Source organism: Streptomyces sp. NPDC047841, assembly GCF_040704085.1.
Lineage (GTDB): Bacteria > Actinomycetota > Actinomycetes > Streptomycetales > Streptomycetaceae > Streptomyces > Streptomyces argyrophylli.
On record NZ_JBEYRP010000010.1, the window covers coordinates 1 to 18,136 of the forward strand.

Consider the following 18,136-nt stretch of genomic DNA (forward strand, 5'->3'; position numbering starts at 1 on the left):
TCGTACGCGGTCAGGTACGCGAGCGGTTCCAGGCCGCGCGCCTCGGCCCACTCCTCGCTCGCCCGCTCCGGGGCCGCACGCCTCCGGCCCGCCGCGTCCTCAGCGCGGCGGCAGCGGCGAGAGCGTGGGCAGGTGGGAGAGGAAGCCACCGTCCACGGACAGCACCTGCCCGGTGATGAAGGAGGCGGCGGGGGAGGCGAGGAAGGTCACCAGGTGGGCGACGTCGTCCGGGGTGCCCAGTCGCGGGATGAGGTTCGCGCTCTGGAACATTTGCTGCACCGGCACGGGCATGTCCGCCTCCAGGGCCGGGGTGCGGACCAGTCCGGGCGCGACGGCGTTGCAGCGGATGCCGTCCGTGCCGTACGCGGCGGCCACGAAGCGGGTCAGCGCGACCAGTCCGCCCTTGGAACTGCCGTAGGCGACCATCACGCGGTCCCCGGACAGGCCCTGGCCGCTGGTGATGTTGATGATGGAGCCGCCGCCGCGCTCGATCATCACCGGCACGGTGTGCTTGCACAGCAGCATGGGGCCGCGCAGGTTGACCGCGAGGACCTCGTCCCACAGTTCCACGGACATCGACACCACGTCCCGGTCCTGCCGGATCGCCGAGGTCAGGGCCGCGTTGTTGTCCAGTACGTCGATGCCGCCGAAGGTGTCCACGGCGAAGTCCACCAGGCGCTTGACGCTGTCCTCCGAGGCGATGTCGACGGTGTGCCCGACCACCGACAGGCCCTTGGCGGCGAGTTCCGCGGCGGCGGCCCGGGTCGGCGCCTCGGCGACATCGGCGAGTACGACGTCCGCACCGGCCGTGGCCAGTGCCTCCACGGTGGCGACGCCGATCCCTCCCGCCCCGCCGGTGACCACGGCCACTTTGCCGGCGAGGGAGTGCGTTCCATTGCCCATCGGTCGACGACCTCTCGTTCAGGACGGGGAGTCGCCCCCGATTCTGGCGGGCTCGCGTGAAGGCCGTGCTGCGGGAACGTGTCAGATCGACCCGGTCCCGGGAGGGGTGGACGGCGTGTCCCGGAGGGGTGTGCCGGGGTGCGGGTTCAGCCTCCGGTCCGCGCGCCGTGGTCCTCGGCGACCAGGACCTTGCGCAGCAGGGCGATCAGGGTGGCGCGCTCGGCCGGGGACAGGTCGTGCAGGAAGGCCTCCTGGGAGCGCTCGGCCACGACCAGCAGCCGGCGTTGCAGGTCCTCGCCCCCGGGGGTGAGCTCGACGACCTGGCGCCGGCGGTCGGCGGGGTCGCGGGTGCGCCGGACCAGGTCCCGCTGCTCCAGGGTGTCGAGGTAGCCGACCAGATGGCTGCGGTTGAGGGCGAGCCGGTCGGCGAGGACGTGCTGCGGGAGCGGGCCGAAGTCGGCGAGCGCCGTGAGCGCGGCGAAGTGCGGGAGCCTCAGGCCGTGCTCCGCGACCGCGGCGATCAGTACGTCGTGGCCGAGCCGGGCGACATGGCTGACCAGGTAGGAGGGCAGCGCGAGCAGGCTCGGCGGGCGGGTCTCCGTGTCCGGCCGGGGGGTCTGCGGTCCGCAGTCCGAGGCGTCGTTCATGGAGCGCAGCATAACCACGGAAAGCCACTGGACGTAAGCATGTCGCAATGTAATCATTACGACACGACACGATTTCGCGAGTGCCGGTGCTCGGCGCGCGGGCCGCCCGCGCCCCCGTGCCTGCCGATCAGAGCGGAGGACCTTCCCATGACCGATCCGACGACCACCCCGGCCCATCCGCCGGTCACGGAAGGGCGGCGGCGCGTCGCGGCCCCGTTCACCGCCCTGCTGATCGCCGTGCTCTCCTTCTCCCTGATGCAGACGATGGTCGTGCCCGCGCTCCCGGACCTGCGGCGGGAGTTCGACGTGAGCACCACCGTGGTCTCCTGGGTGCTCAGCGCCTTCCTCCTCACGGCCTCGGTGGCCACCGCGCTGCTCGGCCGGGTCGGCGACATGTTCGGCAAGCGGCGCGTGCTGGTCGCCAGCCTCACCGTGTTCGCCGTCGGGACGCTGCTGGCGGCCCTGTCGGACTCGATCGGGCTGCTCATCGCCGCCCGCGCCGTGCAGGGGGTCGGCTCGGCCGCGTTCCCCCTCGCGTTCGGCATCGTCCGCGACCAGTTCCCGCGCGAACGCGTGCCCGTGGCCATCGGGCTCATCAGCTCGACGTTCGGGATCGGATTCGGCGTCGGGCTCGTCATTCCCGGCCCGATCGTCGACGCCCTGGACTGGCACTGGATCTTCTGGCTGGGCCTCGTCGTGATCGTCCTGGGCGTCCTCGCCGTCGTCGCCTTCGTCGAGGAGTCGCCCGTCCGCTCCCCCGGGCGGATCGACTGGACCGGTGTCGCCCTGCTCAGCGCGGGTGTCGTCGCCCTGCTGCTCGCGATCAGCGAGGGCAAGTCCTGGGGCTGGGCGTCCGCGGGCGTGATCGCTCTCTTCGTGGCGGCGGTGCTGCTCCTCGCGGTGTTCGTCCTGGTGGAGCGGCGACTGTCCGAACCGCTCATCGACATCGAGTTGCTGCGCCGTCCGGCGGTGGCGGCCTCCCATGCCACCGCGCTCATCATCGGTTTCGGGATGTACGGCGCGTTCACCCTGGTGCCGCTGCTGGCCCAGACACCTCCGCAGGCCGGCTACGGGTTCGGCGCCTCGGTCACCGGAGCCGGACTGTTCATGGTGCCCATGGCGGCCACCATGCTGGTCGCCAGTCCGCTCGCGGGCCGCATCGGTGCCGCCGTCGGCTTCAAGCTGCCCCTCGTCCTCGCCTGCCTGATCGGCGTCGTCGGCTTCGCCGTGTACGCCGGGGCCCATGACACCAAGTGGGCGCTGTACGTCGGTTCGGGCATCCTCGGCATCGGCGTCGGCTTCGCCTTCGCGGCGCTCGCCAACCTCGTCGTCGCCGTGGTCGACCCCCGGCAGACCGGTGAGGCGACCGGCATCAACACGATCATGCGCACCATCGGAGGTTCGCTGGGCGCGCAGGTGTCCGCCTCGCTGGTGGCCTCCCACACCCTCGCCGGCAGCGGCCTGCCGGCGGAGTCCGGCTACACCACCGCCTTCGTGATGTCCGCGATCGCCCTGGGCGTGGCCACGCTGGCCGCGCTCTCCGGGCCGGGCGCACTGTGGCGCACCCCGGCGAAGCCGGCCGCGGCAGGACCCCGGCCCGAGACCAGCGGCCCCGCCGCGAGCTGAGGACGGACCACGCACATGACCGACTACGGGCACGACCTGCTCTTCGGTGCCGTAATGGTGCCTGCCTCCGGACGGCCGCACGACGCCGTGGCGTCGGCCCGGTCGGCGGAGCGGGCCGGGCTGGACCTGGTGAGCGTGCCGGACCACCCCTACCGGCCGGAGTTCCTGGACGCGTGGACGGTGCTGGCGAGCATGGCCGCCGTCACCTCCCGGATCCGGGTCTTCCCCAATGTCGCCAACCTCCCCCTGCGGCCGCCCGCCGCCCTGGCCCGCGCCGCCGCGAGCCTGGACCTGCTCAGCGGCGGCCGGGTCGAACTCGGACTGGGCGCGGGGGCGTACTGGGACGACATCGCCGCCGAGGGCGGACCTCGGCGCACCCCGGGTGAGGCCCTGGCCGCCACCCGGGAGGCGGTCGGGGTGCTGCGTGCCCTGTGGTCGGGCCGTGGGCGGGTACGCAGCGACGGAAAGCACTATGCGCTGGACGGGGCCGCCGCCGGGCCCGCTCCCGTCCACGGCATCTCCGTGTGGATCGGCGCGGTGGGCCCCCGGATGCTGCGGCTGACCGGCGAGCTGGCGGACGGCTGGCTGCCCAGCGTGCCGCATGTGCCGCCGGCCCGCCTCGCCGCGGGCCAGCGGCTCGTCGACGAGGGGGCCGCGGCCGCGGGGCGGGAACCGCAGGCCGTACGACGGCTGTACAACCTCTCGCCCGGCGCGGAGGGCGGCTTCCCCCGGGGCGGTCCGCATGACTGGCCCGAGCAACTGGCCGCGCTCACCGTCGAGGTGGGCACCAGCGCCTATCTGCTGCCCGCGCACCACCCGGAGCTGCTGCGGGTCTTCGGCGAGGAGGTCGCCCCGGCCACCCGCGCCCTGGTCGCCGCGGCACGCGAGCGGGCCGCCGGGGCCACCACGCGGTCCACCGGGGCCGTTGCGTCCGTTGCATCCGTTGCGTCGGTCGCGTCCGGTGCCTCCGGGCCGGCCGCGGCCCCGCACCCCCGGCAGCGTCCGGCCGCGGTGGACGGTGCGGCGGCCGGACGCCCCCTCTTCGTCGAGCCCACACCCGCGCCCGCCGAATGGCTGAGCGAGGAGCGGCTGTGGGACGAGGAGCACCGGCCCACCGGCCCCGCCCCCGATCCGCAGCGGCGCTACTCGCGTGCGCGGCAGGCCCCGGCCAGGAACCTGGTCGCCGCCCACGACCAGCTGCGCGCGGACCTGGCGCGGCTGCGTGAGATCGTCGACGAGGTGCTGGCGGAGACCCTGGACCCCGGTGCCGCCCGTTCGGGGCTCCAGGAACTGAGCCTGCGGCAGAACTCCTGGACGCTGGGCGCCTACTGCGCGTCGTACTGCCGGATCACGACCGTGCACCACACCCGCGAGGACCAGGACCTCTTCCCGCACCTGCGGCGGGGCGACGCACGGCTCGCGCCGGTGCTCGACCGGCTGACCGAGGAGCACCACGCCATCCACGGGGTGATCGAACGCGTCGACCGTGAGCTGGTCGCCCGGATCGGGGGCGGGCCGGGTGCCGCGGCCCGCCCGGAGGGACTGCGCGCGGCGGTGGACCTCCTCACCGACGCGCTGCTGTCCCATCTTGCCTACGAGGAGCGGGAGTTGATCGAACCGATGGCCCGGCTCGGCACCGGCTGGTGAATCCGGCGGCCGTGTACCCCCGGCCCTGCCCGGGGCTTCCCTGCCCGGGGCTGCGCTACCGCGGCTCCTCGCCCGTCGCCACGGCGCGCGAGGTGTCCGCCGACCAGGCGGACCACGAGCCGGGGTAGAGGGCCGCGGTGGGCACGCCGGCCAGTTCCAGCGCCAGCAGGTCGTGGCAGGCGGTGACACCGCTGCCGCAGTACACGACGACGTCGGTGCCCGGGGTGACGCCGAGGGCCGCGTAGTGCGCGGCCAGCCGTGCGGCCGGGGCGAAGCGGCCCTCGGCGGTGAGGTTGGCGGCCCAGGGGGCGCTGCGGGCGCCGGGGATGTGCCCGGAGCGCACGTCGCCGGGCAGCACGGTGGCGCCCGCGTACCGGTCGGGGGCACGGGCATCCAGGACGACGGCGGTGCCCGCGGCGAGCGACGCCTCGACCTCGTCGGCCGACCGGAGGAGCTCCTTGGGCCAGGCCACCGGGGTACGGCTCGCCGGCGCGGGGACGACCGGCCCGGTCTCCAGGCCGCCGTCCCAGGCCTGGAGACCGCCGTCCAGCAGGGCGGCCCGGCCTCCGGTGCGGCGCAGCAGCCAGACCAGCCGTGCCGCGTAGGCGCCGCCGTTGTCGTCGTAGGCGACCACCGTCGTGTCGTCGCCGATGCCCAGCGCGCCCAGCGCCCGCGCGAAGTCCCGCTCGTCGGGCAGCGGATGGCGTCCGCCCGACCCGCTGGGCGGCGCGGAGAGCACGGTGTCCACGTCGACCCACACGGCGCCGGGCAGATGTCCGGCGAGGTGTGCCTCGCGTCCGTCGCGGCCGTCCAGGTACCAGCGGACGTCGGCCAGGACGATCCGCCCGCGGTGCTCCCGCACCCAGCCGGCGTCGACGACGGCGGACGGCGGTGCGGGAGGCGGTGCGGGGGAAACGGTCATGGGGGGGTCTTCCTCTCGGATCAGGGCGGTGGCGGAGCCGTCGCGGCGGGTGGGGCGTGGTGCGCGTGTCCGGGGCGGCCGGCGGTCATTCCTTGCGGTGGACGCGGTCGGGCTGCAGCCGGAGCAGCACCCGTTCGCCCTCGGCCTGCCGCACCCGCTCGCTGCCGGTCCACTTGCCGAAGGTGGTGCGGGCCAGCCGCAGCGCGGCCTCGCCCGGTTCGATGTCCACCACCCGGGCCCGGACCTCGATGTACCGGCGGCTGTTCTCCGAGTCGAGCAGCAGGATGTTGACGCGGGGGTCGGCGATCACGTTGCGGTACTTCTGCCGCGAGGTGTTGGTGCCGACGAGTAGGTGCTCCCGGTCGGCGTGCGGCCACACGAGGCTCGTCTGCGGTCCGCCGTCCGGCATGAGCGTGGTGAACACGCCCAGGGTCCGGGCGAGGGCGAGTTCGCGGACGTCGTCGTCAAGCACCGGCCGCCACCCTGTCGTCCCGCCCCAGGGTGCGCACCTGGGGCAGTACCTCGGAGGCGACGAGTTCCGTCGCCGCCTGGACGTCGGCGTACGGCAGGCCGCCGACGTCGATGGCGAGCAGGTGCAGGTCGTGACCCCACAGCTCCTGCAACCGTCCGAGCCGGTCGACCACTTCGGCGGGGCTGCCGCAGATCGCGGGGCCGTCGGGGCCGACGTAGGTGTCGAAGTCCGGCGGGGCCGGGGGCCCGACGTCGCCGGGTTTCCGCACCGTCAGATAGGTCTCGATGTAGGGGGCCCAGCGGGCGCGGGCCTCCTGCGAGGTCTCGGCGACGAACACATGGCTGGCGGCGCCCAGCCGGCCCGTGGGCTCGGTCCGCCGCTCCTTCCACAGCGCGCGGTAGGAGTCGAACACCGGGACGAAGACGTCGGGGCGGCGCGCCGTCGTGCCGACCACCAGGGGCAGCCCGTGGTCGACGGCCAGCCCGACCGACTCCGAGCCCACTCCCCCGCTGATCCAGAACGGCGGCCGGGGCTGCAGGGGGCGCGGCTGCACCAGCACGTTGTCCAGGGGCGGACGGAACCGTCCCTGCCAGGTCACCCGTTCCTCGGTCCACAGCCGCAGCAGCAGTTCGGTGTTCTCGCGTTTGCGGGCCGCCTTGGACTCGGGTGCCTGGTCGAAGACGGCGTACGGCTCGGGGAAGAAGGAACCCCCGACGACCATTTCGAGTCGCCCGTCGGACAGCAGGTCCAGCAGCGCGTAGTCCTCCGCGACGAGTACCGGGTCCCGGTTGGCGACCAGGGTGGTGCCGGTGGCCAGCCGGATGGTGGAGGTGTGTTCGGCGATCGCGGCCAGGACCAGTGCCGGGGAGGGGATGACGTCCCGCTCCCCGAAGTGGTGCTCTCCGAGGGTGTACCAGGAGAAGCCGAGCCGCTCCGCCTCGGCCGCCGCCCGGACGACGTCCCGCAGCCGTTCCCGCTGGCTGAGGATGGTCCCGGTGACCGGGTCGGGCAGCAGGCTGCCGAAGGTGATGAGGCCTAGCTCCATGAGGTGTCCTCCGTGGGACGGTCGTGGCGGTGCGTGGTGCGGGCGGCGGCTTCCCCCGGCTCGTCCCCCGGTTCCTCCCCCAGGGCGTCCGGGGTGTGCGGAGCGTCCGGGGTGTGCGGGGGCCTCCGTCCGGGTACGGCGGCCAGCAGTTCGCGGGTGTAGGGGTGCCGGGGTGCGCGCAGGACCCGGTCGGTGGCGCCTTCCTCGACGACGCGTCCCGCGCGCAGGACGGCGACGCGGTCGCTGACCTGTCCGACGACGGCCAGGTCGTGGGAGATGAACAGATAGGCCATCTGGTGGCGTTCCTGGAGTCCGAGCAGGAGTTCCAGGATCCTCGCCTGCACGGTCACGTCGAGCGCGGAGACCGGTTCGTCGCAGACCAGCAGGTCCGGGCCGAGGGCGAGGGCACGGGCGATGGCCACCCGCTGGCGCTGTCCGCCGGAGAGCTCCGCGGCCCGGCGCCGCAGCACGTCCGCCGGCAGCGCGACGTCGTCCAGCAGCCGCCGTACGGTCGCGGCGCGTTGCGCGCGGTCGCCGACGCGGTGGTTGCGCAGGGGCTCGGTGAGCAGTTCCTCGACGGTGAAGCGGGGGTTGAGGGAGGCGTACGGGTTCTGGTGCACGAGCTGGACGCGGCGGTGCAGGCGGCGCCGGGCCGCGCCGCGTACCGCGGTGACGTCGACGCCGTCCAGCTCCACGGTGCCCGCCTCGGGCCGATCCAGGCCGAGCACCAGGCGGGCGGTGGTGGACTTGCCGGAGCCGGACTCGCCGACCAGGCCGAGGGTGCGCCCGCGCGGGACGTCGAAGCCGATCCCGTCGACGGCGAGGTGCCGGCGCCGGGGGCCGGGGCCGCGCAACGGGAAGGAGAGGGTGAGACCGCGCACCCGCAGCAGCACGCCGGCATCCGGTGGGTCGCCGGACGGGCCGGTCGCGGACGCCGCGCGGGGCGCGGGGGCCGGTGGTGCCGCTCCGGACACGGGGGCCGGTCGGGGCACGGGGGCCGGTACGGGTGCCGGTCGGGGCGGGGGTGCCGCCGTGGGCGGCGTCGCCGTGGCTGGTGGCGCCGGCGGGGTGGCCGGGCGGGCGCGGGGGGTGAGGCGGGGGACGTCGGCGAGCAGCCGGCGCGTGTACGGGTGCCGTGGGTCGGCGAGCACCTCGCGGGTCGGTCCGGCCTCCACGACCCTCGCCCGGGACATCACCACCACGTGCTGGGCCCGGTCGGCCACCACACCCAGGTCGTGGGTGATCAGCAGCACGGCGGTACCGGTGTCCGCGGCGAGTGCCTCCAGGTGGTCGAGGATCTGCCGCTGCACCGTCACGTCCAGGGCGGAGGTGGGTTCGTCCGCGACGAGCAGCCGGGGCCGGGCCGCGGTCGCCATCGCGATGAGCACGCGCTGGCGCATGCCGCCGGACAGTTCGTGCGGGTACTGGCGGGACCGCCGGGCGGGGTCGGGCAGCCCCGCCCCGGCGAGGAGGTCGACGGCCCGTTCCGCGGCGCCCCGCCCGGTGGCCAGGTGGTGGACGCGCAGCACCTCGGCGACCTGCCGGCCGACCGGCTTGACCGGGTCCAGCGACACGCCGGGGTCCTGGGGCACGAAGCCGATGCGCCGGCCCCGTACGTCCCGCCACGCCCGCTCGCTCAGCCCGGTCAGTTCCTCGCCCTCCAGGCGGACGGAACCGTGCTCCACCCGGCCTCCCGGGGGCAGCAGGCCGATCACGGCGTGCGCGGTGGTGCTCTTGCCGGAGCCGGACTCGCCGACGACGGCCGTGATCCGGCCCGGCGCGGCCGTCAGGCCGAGGCCGTCGACGGCGGTCCGGGTCCCGGCGGCCGTGCGGTAGGCGACCCGCAGGTCCGTGATCCGCAGCACCGGGGTGTCCTGCGACACGGCCTCGGGACGGGTCGTCCCGGCCGGTGCGGAGGTCATGGGCGTTCTCCTCGGGTCTCCAGGGTCCTCGACAGCCGGTTCGCGGCGAGGACCACGACGGTCACGACCAGGCTGGGCAGGGTCGTCAGCCACCACGCCGTGGCGAGGTAGTTACGGCCGTCGGCGACCAGGGCGCCCCACTCCGGGGCGGGCGGCGGTTCCCCGTAGCCGAGGAAGCTGAGGCTCGCGATGGCCAGCACGACCAGCCCGAAGTCCAGCGCGGCGAGGGCCAGTACGGGGCCGGCGGCGGCGGGCAGGACGTAGCGGAACAGCACGCGCCACCAGCGGGAGCCCAGCAGGATCGTGGCCTCGACATAGCCGGCCGTGCGCACCCGCAGCACCTCCGCCCGCATCACCCGGGCGAACGCGGCGACGCTCGTGACACCGACGGCGACGGCCACCTGGACGGTGCCGAAACCGATGGCGGCGACGATGGTCAGCGACAGCAGGACCGGCGGCACCGAGAGCATCACCTCGACCAGCCGCATGATGACCGCGTCCGCCCACCGGCCGAAGGATCCGGCGGCCAGGCCCAGCAGGATGCCGACGACCAGGGCCACGGCGATGGCGACGACCGTCGCCCGCAGCGACAGGGACGCCCCGTGCACCACTCGGGCGTACACGTCCCGGCCGAGCTGGTCGGTACCGAAGAGGTGTGCGCCGCTCGGCGGCCGGAACCGCTCGGCCGGTACTCCGGTGGTGGGGCTCTGGTGGGTGAACCATTCGGGCGCGACCGCCCAGCCCAGCACGAGCAGGAGCACCAGGACGGACAGGACGGCGCCGGGCGAGCGCGGCACGTTCCGGACCGTGGCGTCGATCGCGCCCCGCAGGCGGCGGCCGGCCACGGCCCCGAACCCGGACGGCTCCGGCGCGGCGTCCTCGGCCGGGGTCCCGTCGGCCACGGCGCCGGGTGCCGTCCCGTGCGCGCTCATGACGTCACCAGCCGGCCGGTCACCCGGATCCGCGGGTCCAGGACCGGGTACAGCAGGTCGACGCCGAGGTTCACCACGGCGAAGACGGACGACGCCAGGACGACCACCCCCTGGACGACGGGCAGGTCCTGGGTGGCGACGGCGGCCTGGGTGATCCGGCCCATGCCGGGCCGGGAGAAGACGGTCTCCACCACGACCGCGCCGCCGATGAGGTAGCCGACCAGGAGGCCGACGACGGTCACCGCCGGGATGGCCGCGTTGCGCAGCCCGTGCCCGAGGAGCAGCCGGGTCCGGCCCGCGCCGGTGGCCTTGACCGTGTCGGCGTACGGTTCCCGCAGGACGGTGTGCAGGCTCTTGCCGAGCACCTGGGCCACCAGCGCCGCACCCGGGATGGCCAGGGTGCAGGCGGGCAGGACGAGTCCGGCCGCCCCGGTGCCGCCCAGCGACGGGAAGAGGTGCCACCTGACCGACAGCAGCTGGATCAGCAGCAGTCCGACCGCGAACGACGGCAGCGAGACGGCGAACGCGGGGAGGGAGCGCAGCAGTTGCCGCACCGCCGGGGAGACCGCGAGGTGGGCGGAGACCGCCAGCGCGGACCCGGCCGTCAGCGCGAGCGCCAGGGCGGTGCCGCCCAGGGCCAGCGTGGACGGCAGCGCGTCGGCGATCATGCGGGTGACGGGCTGCCCGGTCTGCAGCGACGCGCCGAGGTCACCGTGGAGGGCGTCCACGAGGGCGTGGCCGTACTGCACCGGAAGCGGCCGGTCCAGGCCGAGTTCGGCCTTGGCGCGGGCGATGTCCTGCGGGCTGAGGGTGTCGAACCCGCCGCGCCCGCTCAGCATGAGCGCGACGGGGTCGCCGGGCAGCAGCCGCAGGGCGGCGAAGGCGAGGGTGAAGGCCGCCCAGACGACGAACAGCGCGCGCAGCACACGTCCCGCGAGGTACCGCGCGGGGGTCATGGCGCACCGCCCGGCGTGGAGCCGGCCTCGCGTGGAGGGCGCACCGGCGTCACCCGAGCCACGCGTCGTGGAGGTTCAGCCGGGTCGACGCGTCCAGGGCCAGGCCGCGCACCTTGTCGGACACGCCGTGGACCAGGGAACCCTCGTAGAGCGGGACGGTGTCCGCGTGGTCGAGGATCCAGCCGGTGGCCTTGGCGACGGCCTCGCGGCGGGCCTTGTCGTCGGTCGCGGACGCCTGCTGCTCCAGGTAGGTGTCGAGCCGGCTCGCCGGCAGGTGCCAGAGGTTGGAGCCCTTGGAGTAGAAGATGTTGCGCAGTACGTCCGGGTCGGCCCGGGTCACGGCGACCGCGGTGATGTCGAACCGCCCCTTCTGCTGCTGTTCGACGTAGGCGGCGGGCTGGACGGCCTTGAGCCTGACGTCCACGCCCAGCTTGCGCAGCTGCTGCTGGACGTACTCGTCCACCGGCGGCATCGGTGCGGGGATCAGCCAGGTCAGGGTGAGCCGTTTGCCGTTCCTGGCCCGGATGCCGCCCTCGCCCTTCTTCCATCCCGCCTCGTCCAGCAGCCGCGCGGCGCCGTCCGGGTCGTAGCCCAGCTTGCCGCTGTCGTCGGTGTAGTAGGGGGTGGTGGAGGCCAGGACGCTGGTGGCGGGCTTGTACGAGGAGTTGAAGACGGTGTCGACGAGCTGCTTGCGGTCGATGCCCACCAGCAGCGCCTTGCGCACCTTCTCGTCGGCGAGGGCACCGACGTGGTTCAGGGAGAGCGGGGGCACCAGTCCGGGGGCGGGCTTGGACAGCAGGTGGAAGCCGTTGCCCTGGAACTGCGCCTGGTCGGTGGGCTGGACGCTCTTGGCGACCTGGACCTGTCCGGAGCTGAGGGCGCTGGTACGGGCGCCCGCCTCGGAGACGAAGGTGAACTTCACCTCGTCGAGGTGGCCCGCGCCCCGGTTGTCGTCCAGCGAGGACGGCCAGGCGTAGTCCTTGCGCCGTTTGAGGACGACTTCCTGGTTGGCGGTGTAGTGGTCCAGTACGTACGGGCCGGAGCCGTGGAACTGGCCGCGGCAGCGCTGCGCGTTGGACTTCTCGAAGGTGGCCGGTGACAGGACGCCCAGACCGACGCCCGAAGTGGCCTGGAGGAACTGTGCGTTGGGCGCGTCGAACCGGACGGTGAGGGTGTGCGCGTCCTTGACGGTGGTGCCCTGGTAGCCCCGTAGGTAGGCGGGGGCGCCGTTGGCGGGCTGCTTGATCAGGTTGTCGAAGGTGAGCTTCACGGCCTTGGCGTCGACGGGCTCGCCGTCGCTGAAGGTGGCGCCGTCGCGCAGGACGAAGGTGAAGTCGCGGCCGTCGGTGCTCCGCTTCCAGGACCTGGCGAGCCACGGCACGATCTTGCCGGTCTTCGGGTCCTGGTCGGTGAGGGTGTCGACCATGGAGCGGGTGATGTCCACGGCGGCCAGCTGCCCGGTCTGCTGCGGGTCGAGGCAGGCGGGGTCGGCCTCCGCGCCGACCACCAGGGTGCCGCCGTCGCGCGGTGCGCCGGCCGCGCCGCCGGCCGAGGTGCCGGAGCCGTCCCCGGAACAGGCGGTGGCGGTGAGCGCCAGCGCGAGCAGCGCGAGTGCCGGGCGGAGGGGCAGCCGGTCGGAGTGGCTCGGACCGGTTCGGCTTCTGGACATCCAAGGCCCTTTCTGGGACGTACCGACGTGCGGCGCACGCCTGCGGGGCCGCCCTGGTCGAGCGGTGCCGCGGCGCGCGCGGTGCAGGGACTCGCATGTGGGGGGACTCGCGCGGGCTGTCATGTGGCGCTCACGCGGGGAGGTGGAGGGGACTGGCGTGGGGGCTCGGGCGGGCGGGCCGGCGCGGTGGCCTCCCGGAGGGGGTGCGGGCCGGGGAGGCGGGGAGTGCGGCGGGGCGGAGGCGTCCGTACGGGGTGCGATACGGGGTGCGTCAGCCCAGTTCCTTGGCCACGGCTTCACGTACGGTTGGGACGATCTCCTGCGTCCAGCGTTCCAGGCCCTTGGTGCGGGACGGATCGCCCGCCGCGAAGAACACGAAGCCGGAGGCGCCGTGCTCCAGCACCGCTTCGGTCAGTTCGTCGATCCACTGCCGGACGGAGCCGCCGGTCCACCGTCCGGTCTCGTCCCGTGGCGCGTCGACGGGCCGGTCGGTGATGCGGGCCGGCAGGTTGAAGATGGTGGCGATGTCCGCGGGGTCCCGGCCTGCGGCGACGGCGGCCTCCTCGACGATCCGCCGCGAGGCCTGGTAGCGGGGGCTTCGCCAGTCGGCCGCGTTGCCGGGTATCCAGCCGTCGGCCCGGCGGCCGGTGACGGCCAGCGACTTGGGCCCGACCGAGCCGGTCCACACCGGCGGGGCCGGCACGGGGGCCGGGTCGAGCGCCTCCACCCGGGTGAACTCGCCCTCGAAGGTGACGGGCGCACCGCCGCCGGACAGCGACCTGACCAGGCCGATGGCCTCCTCCAGGGCGCGCACGGCGGCGGCCGGCTCCAGCCGGGGCACGCCGAACCTCACGATGTCGTCCCAGTAACCGCCGGCTCCGATGCCGAGGACGACACGGCCCTGCGCGAGCGCGGAGAGGGTGCTGAGCGTACGCGCCAGCAGGGGCACCGGCCGGGTCGGCAGGTTGGTGACGGTGACGACACCGGTGATGGCGCGGGTGCGGCCGAGGAGCAGTCCCAGGGTGGCGTACGCTTCCAGCCGGCTGCCGTAGTAGGGGTGGTCGGACACGGTGAAGAAGTCGAGTCCGGCGCGGTCGGCGTGCTCCACCCCGCGCACGATCTCGTCGGCCTCGGCGAGGGTCGAGCCGGGGCCGTATCCGAACCACGGTTTGCGTGCGAGCCGTTCTGGCATGACTGGTGCGTACCTCTTTCGCTGGATGAGCGGGGACCTGTGTCGGGCGAGGGCCGGCAGCGTGCGCCGGCCGTCGGTGCGGGTGTCCTACGCCGGTACGGCCTCCACCACGCTGCAGTGGCCGCCGGGGACGATCCGCGTCAGCCGCAGTCCCGACTTCTCCAGCAGGACCTCGAACTCGCCCGCGGTGCGCTGCTTCCCGCCGGCGACGAGGAGCATGTCGAGGTCCATCAGGGAGACCGTGGGGGTCGGGCGGGGCCGTTCCGGCAGGACGGCCTCGACGAGCAGCACTCGGCCGTCGTCGCCGAGCGCGGCGCGGCAGTTGCGCAGGATGCGCCGGGAGAGTTCGTCGTCCCAGTCGTGGATGATGTTGGACAGGACGTAGGCGTCGCCGCCGGCGGGCACCGTGTCGAAGAAGTCGCCGCCGACCAGCCGTACCCGGTCGCGCACTCCGGCGGCCCGCAGGGTGTCCTCGGCCTGGGACACCACCTCGGGCCGGTCGTAGAGGGTGCCGCTCACCCGCGGGTTGGCGTCGAGGACGGCGGCCAGGAGCGCGCCCCGGCCGCCGCCGACGTCGACCACGGTACGGAAGGCGCCGAAGTCGTAGGCCGCCACGACGGGGGCGATGATCCCCCGGGACGCCTCGGTCATGGCCTTGTCGAACACGGTGAGGACGTCGGGGTGCTCGCCGAGGTAGTCCCAGACCGATGCGCCGTGCACGTCGGGGAAGGCGGTGCGGCCGGTGCGCACGGCGTCGGCCAGCCCGGTCCAGGCGTGGCGTTCGGCGGGCAGCCCGGTCCAGATCGCGAAGTTGCGCAGGGAGCCGGGGCTGTCCTCGCGCAGCGCCTGCCCCAGCTCGGTCAGCGCGAAGGCCTGGTCGTCGAGCTCTTCGAGGAGCCCGGCGTCGGCGGCGGTCCGCAGCAGCCGGTGGAGGCTGGGCGCGTGCGTGCCGGTGGCGGTGGCCAGGTCGTGGACGGAGCGCGGGCCGTCGGCCAGCGCGTCGGCGACGCCCAGCTCGGCGACCGCGCTCACGGCCTGGGCGAGCCAGCCGCCGGCGAGCAGGGTCAGGATGCGGGCGGGTGCGGGGAGCCGGGAGGTGTCTGACGGCATGACGAACTTCCTCCTGAGTACCGGATGAGCGGACCGGGACGCACCCGACGGGTCCCACCTGAAGCCTCTTCGCTGCGGGTGGCCCGTTCAAGGCGGTCCTGTGTCAGGTTTTGGTGAACTCGCGTCAGGTCTTGGCAGAGCGGCCGGGCACGGCCGCGGTGGCGGCCGGCCGGGGCGGGGCGGCCGGCGGGGCCCCGGGTGAGGGGACCGCCGGCGGTGCCCCGGGGCAGTCGGGTGGAGCGGTCAGTGGCCGGCGCCGGTCAGCGGGCCGCTGCCCGCGTGCCAGACGAGGTCGAAGACGAACCGGCGCAGCCGCCAGCCGTCCGGGGTGCGTACGGCCTCCGCCTCGTAGTGGCCGCCGATGTCGAAGTGCGCACCGGGTTCCGCGGCCCGTGCGACGTGGACGGCCGTGAGGTGGGCCCGGATGAGGGCGCGGTCACCGTCGATGTCGACGGCGTAGTTGGTTCCCTGGTGGTGGGTCCGCTCGAAGGTGCTGCGGGCCAGCTGCTGGAACTGGGCGAGTCCGGCGGTCCCCCGGTACTCGCCCATCGGGAAGACCAGGTGGGCGTCGTCGGTGAACACCGAGCCGAACCAGTCGTCGCGGTCCCGGTCGCGGTCGAGGTGGGCGAGGTAGCGGTCGGCCAGGGCGGTCAGTTCGGCGCGGTCGGTGAGCAGCCACACCTGGCCGCGCAGCTCCCGGAGTTCCTCGGACAGGGCGGTGGAGGCGGGGACGGAGGTGGTGGTGGACATGGCGTTCCCTTCCAAAGGGGGCGGGGTCGGGTGTCTGCGGGCGGTACGACGGTGTGCGGTACGGCAGTCAGCGCGGTGCGGAACGGGTCACGCAGTCCTCCAGGAAGGCCAGGGCGCGCAGGTGGTAGGAGCGGGCCGCCCAGCCCAGGCTGATGTTGTGGCCCGCGGCCGGCTGCCGCTCCACCAGGACGCGCGGGGACCCGGTGAACCGGGCCGCCAGGTCGGCGAGGTCCTCGGCACCGTGCCGCCACCAGCGCTCGTGCTCGGCGAAGGTGAGCCGCACCGGGACCCTGACCAGCGGGGCGATCCGGTCGACGTACCGTGGCCAGTGCGGGAGTTCCGCCGCCTCCTGGGCGGGCACCGGCGCCGTCAGGGCCTCGCACGCCCGGAACGTGCCCGGTGGGTAGAGACCGAGCGGCCCCCAGTACCGGGTCCATGCCGGGGCCCCGTGGTGCGCCCGCGCAGCGGTGAGCGGTACGGCGGGGCGGTGACCGCACCCGGAGACGTCCAGGCCGAGCACCACAAGTCCGTCGGCGGCGGCCCGCAGGACGAGTTTCCCGCCGAAGGAGTGGCCGAGCAGGAACAGGCCCGCGCCGGCCGGGTGCCGGGCCGTGAAGTCGTCGAGGGCCGCCCGCAGCAGTACGGACTGCGTGGCCAGCGGCAGCCCGGCGGGCAGCTGTGCCGCCGAGCGGCCGTAGCCGGGGCGGTCGACGGCGAGCACGGAGCAGCCGAGCCGGGCACCGAGGGTCAGCAGGGACACGTCCGGATGGGCCTGCCCGTCGAAGTACCCCGCACGCAGACCGCCACCGTGGACGGCGACGACGGTCGCCCGTGGCGCACCGCGCGCGGGTTCGCTCAGCAGGGCGGACAGGACGGTGCCGGCCGCGTCCAGTTCGATCCGGCGCACGCCCTTGGACACGGGTGCCGGTGCCGTCGCCGCCCGGCCGGCGGCGACGGCCGCCCGGCTCACGCCGCTCCCCCGGCGGCGGCCGTCCCGGGCGACGGTACGCGGCCGGGCCTCCCGGACCACGGCCGGACGGATCCGCCGGCCGGGCGGGGGCCGGGCGCGCCGATGTTCCCGGCCCAGGGCACCAGCCCACCGGGCAGGGCGGGGACCGCGGGGCCGCGGCCGGACCCGCCGGCCGGCGCCGTGTGGCCTGCGTCGACCGGCCGCTCCGGCCCGGTGACCCCGCCCGGAGCGGGGCGCGGGCCGTCACCGGCGAGCTGGTCGTCGCCCCGGAGGGCACGCGCGCCCTCGCCCGCGCCCCGGACAGTACGCGTCCCCTCGCTCGCACGCCGGACGGAGCCGGTGCCCGCGCCGGCACGCCGGCCCCCGCCCGGCTCGGAACCCGTGTCACCGCCGGCGCGCCTGTTCCCGCCCCGGAGGGACCCCGTGGCTCCGTCGAGGCGGTTGAGCCAGGGGGTGAACTCGCGTGCCGCGGCCGGTCCGTAGGCATGCCGGAGGCGCCGGCCGAGGTCCTCGGGGTCGAGGGCGTACTGCTGGGGGCCGACGCTCTCCAGCACGACCGTGGCGAGTGCGCAGCCGAGCCGGGCCGCGTCGCGCGGCGGCCGTCCCCACGCGGTCGCGGCGAGGAATCCGGCCCGGAAGCCGTCGCCCACGCCGGTGGGTTCCCCCACGGTCCCCGGGGGGACCGCGGGGACGTGCAGCGGTGGGTGTCCGGCGCCGGTGAGGTCGACGCCGTCGGCGCCGCGCGTGACGATCCAGGTGCCGGTGCGGTCCAGGACCTGCTGGTGCGTCCAGCCCGTGCGCTCCTGGAGCAGGGCCGCCTCGTACTCGTTGGTGAACAGCAACCGCGACCCGGTGACCAGGTTCCGGGTCTGTTCCCGGTCCAGTACGGCCAGTTGCTGCGAGGGGTCCGCGGCGAACGGGATGCCCTGCCGGCGGCACGCCCCGGTGTGCAGCACCATCGCGCGGGGGTCGTCCGGTCCGATCAGGGCCATGCCGAAAGGACCGTGGCGGTCGCTGACGTCGGCGATCCGGATGTACCGCGCCTCGGCCATCGCCCCGGCGTAGAACGTGGCGATCTGGTTCTGCTCGGTGTCCGTGGTGCACACGAAGCGTGCGGTGTGCAGGGTGTCGCTGACGCGTACGGCCCCCGTCTCCACCCCCTCGTCCCGCAGCCGGCTCCCGTACGGTCCGAAGTCCCGCCCGGCGGCCGCGGCGAGCACCGGCGAGAGTCCCAGCCGGGCCAGTCCCAGCGCGATGTTGGCGGCCACTCCCCCGGGGCGGACCTCCAGCGTGTCGGCGAGGAAGGACAGCGAGACGCGGTCCAGCCGGTCGGGGACGATCTGGTCGGCGAAGCGTCCCCGGAATGCCATGAG

Annotated in this window: 15 protein-coding genes and 1 pseudogene; 2 read left to right on the forward strand and 14 right to left on the reverse strand. The window is 74.7% G+C overall.

Features of this window, described 5'->3' with window-relative positions:
• Positions 1 to 99: 99 nt before the first annotated feature.
• Positions 100 to 903, reverse strand: coding sequence for an SDR family NAD(P)-dependent oxidoreductase (locus AB0947_RS17560; protein WP_366751219.1), 804 nt, complete (start codon positions 901 to 903; stop codon positions 100 to 102).
• Between the two features lie 146 nt (positions 904 to 1,049).
• Positions 1,050 to 1,550 carry a MarR family transcriptional regulator gene (locus AB0947_RS17565; RefSeq protein WP_366751220.1) on the reverse strand — a complete coding sequence of 167 codons (501 nt, stop codon included), beginning with the start codon at positions 1,548 to 1,550 and terminating at the stop codon, positions 1,050 to 1,052.
• 147 nt (positions 1,551 to 1,697) lie between these two features.
• On the opposite strand from AB0947_RS17565, the gene AB0947_RS17570 reads away from it, so the two are divergent.
• Together AB0947_RS17570 and AB0947_RS17575 are read left to right on the forward strand one after the other, a co-directional pair.
• A complete protein-coding gene (locus AB0947_RS17570) occupies positions 1,698 to 3,176 on the forward strand; it encodes an MFS transporter (RefSeq protein WP_366751221.1) in 1,479 nt (492 codons plus the stop codon).
• A 15-nt stretch (positions 3,177 to 3,191) separates the two neighbouring features.
• The gene (locus tag AB0947_RS17575) at positions 3,192 to 4,823 is read left to right on the forward strand and encodes an LLM class flavin-dependent oxidoreductase (protein WP_366751222.1); all 1,632 of its coding nucleotides are present in this window, start codon (positions 3,192 to 3,194) and stop codon (positions 4,821 to 4,823) included.
• Positions 4,824 to 4,878: 55 nt separating this feature from the next.
• Here AB0947_RS17575 and AB0947_RS17580 read toward each other — a convergent pair whose 3' ends face one another.
• The 12 genes and pseudogenes from AB0947_RS17580 to AB0947_RS17635 all read right to left on the reverse strand — a co-directional run.
• Positions 4,879 to 5,745, reverse strand: coding sequence for a sulfurtransferase (locus AB0947_RS17580; RefSeq protein WP_366751223.1), 867 nt, complete (start codon positions 5,743 to 5,745; stop codon positions 4,879 to 4,881).
• A gap of 85 nt (positions 5,746 to 5,830) precedes the next feature.
• On the reverse strand, positions 5,831 to 6,217 hold the full coding sequence (locus AB0947_RS17585; RefSeq protein WP_366751224.1) for a TIGR03618 family F420-dependent PPOX class oxidoreductase: 387 nt from the start codon (positions 6,215 to 6,217) through the stop codon (positions 5,831 to 5,833).
• Positions 6,210 to 7,262 (reverse strand): LLM class flavin-dependent oxidoreductase, encoded by a 1,053-nt coding sequence (locus AB0947_RS17590; protein ID WP_366751225.1) that lies wholly within the window; start codon positions 7,260 to 7,262, stop codon positions 6,210 to 6,212. Before AB0947_RS17590 ends, AB0947_RS17585 begins: the two co-directional genes overlap by 8 nt.
• Positions 7,253 to 9,184 (reverse strand): ABC transporter ATP-binding protein, encoded by a 1,932-nt coding sequence (locus AB0947_RS17595; RefSeq protein ID WP_366751226.1) that lies wholly within the window; start codon positions 9,182 to 9,184, stop codon positions 7,253 to 7,255. Before AB0947_RS17595 ends, AB0947_RS17590 begins: the two co-directional genes overlap by 10 nt.
• On the reverse strand, positions 9,181 to 10,116 hold the full coding sequence (locus AB0947_RS17600; protein ID WP_366751227.1) for an ABC transporter permease: 936 nt from the start codon (positions 10,114 to 10,116) through the stop codon (positions 9,181 to 9,183). Before AB0947_RS17600 ends, AB0947_RS17595 begins: the two co-directional genes overlap by 4 nt.
• The gene (locus tag AB0947_RS17605; protein WP_366751228.1) at positions 10,113 to 11,072 is read right to left on the reverse strand and encodes an ABC transporter permease; all 960 of its coding nucleotides are present in this window, start codon (positions 11,070 to 11,072) and stop codon (positions 10,113 to 10,115) included. Before AB0947_RS17605 ends, AB0947_RS17600 begins: the two co-directional genes overlap by 4 nt.
• A gap of 49 nt (positions 11,073 to 11,121) precedes the next feature.
• Entirely contained in the window at positions 11,122 to 12,741 is a 1,620-nt protein-coding gene (locus AB0947_RS17610; RefSeq protein ID WP_366751229.1) for an ABC transporter substrate-binding protein, read from the reverse strand.
• 271 nt (positions 12,742 to 13,012) lie between these two features.
• Positions 13,013 to 13,933, reverse strand: a complete 921-nt coding sequence (locus tag AB0947_RS17615; protein ID WP_366751230.1) for an LLM class flavin-dependent oxidoreductase — start codon at positions 13,931 to 13,933, stop codon at positions 13,013 to 13,015.
• A gap of 87 nt (positions 13,934 to 14,020) precedes the next feature.
• On the reverse strand, positions 14,021 to 15,043 hold the full coding sequence (locus tag AB0947_RS17620) for a methyltransferase (RefSeq protein ID WP_366751231.1): 1,023 nt from the start codon (positions 15,041 to 15,043) through the stop codon (positions 14,021 to 14,023).
• 243 nt (positions 15,044 to 15,286) lie between these two features.
• Positions 15,287 to 15,793, reverse strand: coding sequence for a nuclear transport factor 2 family protein (locus tag AB0947_RS17625; RefSeq protein ID WP_366751232.1), 507 nt, complete (start codon positions 15,791 to 15,793; stop codon positions 15,287 to 15,289).
• A 67-nt stretch (positions 15,794 to 15,860) separates the two neighbouring features.
• Positions 15,861 to 16,700, reverse strand: a complete 840-nt coding sequence (locus AB0947_RS17630; RefSeq protein WP_366751490.1) for an alpha/beta fold hydrolase — start codon at positions 16,698 to 16,700, stop codon at positions 15,861 to 15,863.
• Positions 16,701 to 17,224: 524 nt separating this feature from the next.
• Positions 17,225 to 18,133: pseudogene (locus tag AB0947_RS17635) on the reverse strand (carbohydrate kinase family protein); the annotation flags it as partial.
• Positions 18,134 to 18,136: the final 3 nt, after the last annotated feature.

Bases quoted from the DNA above. Each gene is read 5' to 3' on its own strand.
- AB0947_RS17560 (WP_366751219.1), bottom strand. From the start codon at position 903: ATGGGCAATGGAACGCACTCCCTCGCCGGCAAAGTGGCCGTGGTCACC.
- AB0947_RS17565 (WP_366751220.1), bottom strand. From the start codon at position 1,550: ATGAACGACGCCTCGGACTGCGGACCGCAGACCCCCCGGCCGGACACG.
- AB0947_RS17570 (WP_366751221.1), top strand. From the start codon at position 1,698: ATGACCGATCCGACGACCACCCCGGCCCATCCGCCGGTCACGGAAGGG.
- AB0947_RS17575 (WP_366751222.1), top strand. From the start codon at position 3,192: ATGACCGACTACGGGCACGACCTGCTCTTCGGTGCCGTAATGGTGCCT.
- AB0947_RS17580 (WP_366751223.1), bottom strand. From the start codon at position 5,745: ATGACCGTTTCCCCCGCACCGCCTCCCGCACCGCCGTCCGCCGTCGTC.
- AB0947_RS17590 (WP_366751225.1), bottom strand. From the start codon at position 7,262: ATGGAGCTAGGCCTCATCACCTTCGGCAGCCTGCTGCCCGACCCGGTC.
- AB0947_RS17595 (WP_366751226.1), bottom strand. From the start codon at position 9,184: ATGACCTCCGCACCGGCCGGGACGACCCGTCCCGAGGCCGTGTCGCAG.
- AB0947_RS17600 (WP_366751227.1), bottom strand. From the start codon at position 10,116: ATGAGCGCGCACGGGACGGCACCCGGCGCCGTGGCCGACGGGACCCCG.
- AB0947_RS17605 (WP_366751228.1), bottom strand. From the start codon at position 11,072: ATGACCCCCGCGCGGTACCTCGCGGGACGTGTGCTGCGCGCGCTGTTC.
- AB0947_RS17610 (WP_366751229.1), bottom strand. From the start codon at position 12,741: ATGTCCAGAAGCCGAACCGGTCCGAGCCACTCCGACCGGCTGCCCCTC.
- AB0947_RS17615 (WP_366751230.1), bottom strand. From the start codon at position 13,933: ATGCCAGAACGGCTCGCACGCAAACCGTGGTTCGGATACGGCCCCGGC.
- AB0947_RS17620 (WP_366751231.1), bottom strand. From the start codon at position 15,043: ATGCCGTCAGACACCTCCCGGCTCCCCGCACCCGCCCGCATCCTGACC.
- AB0947_RS17625 (WP_366751232.1), bottom strand. From the start codon at position 15,793: ATGTCCACCACCACCTCCGTCCCCGCCTCCACCGCCCTGTCCGAGGAA.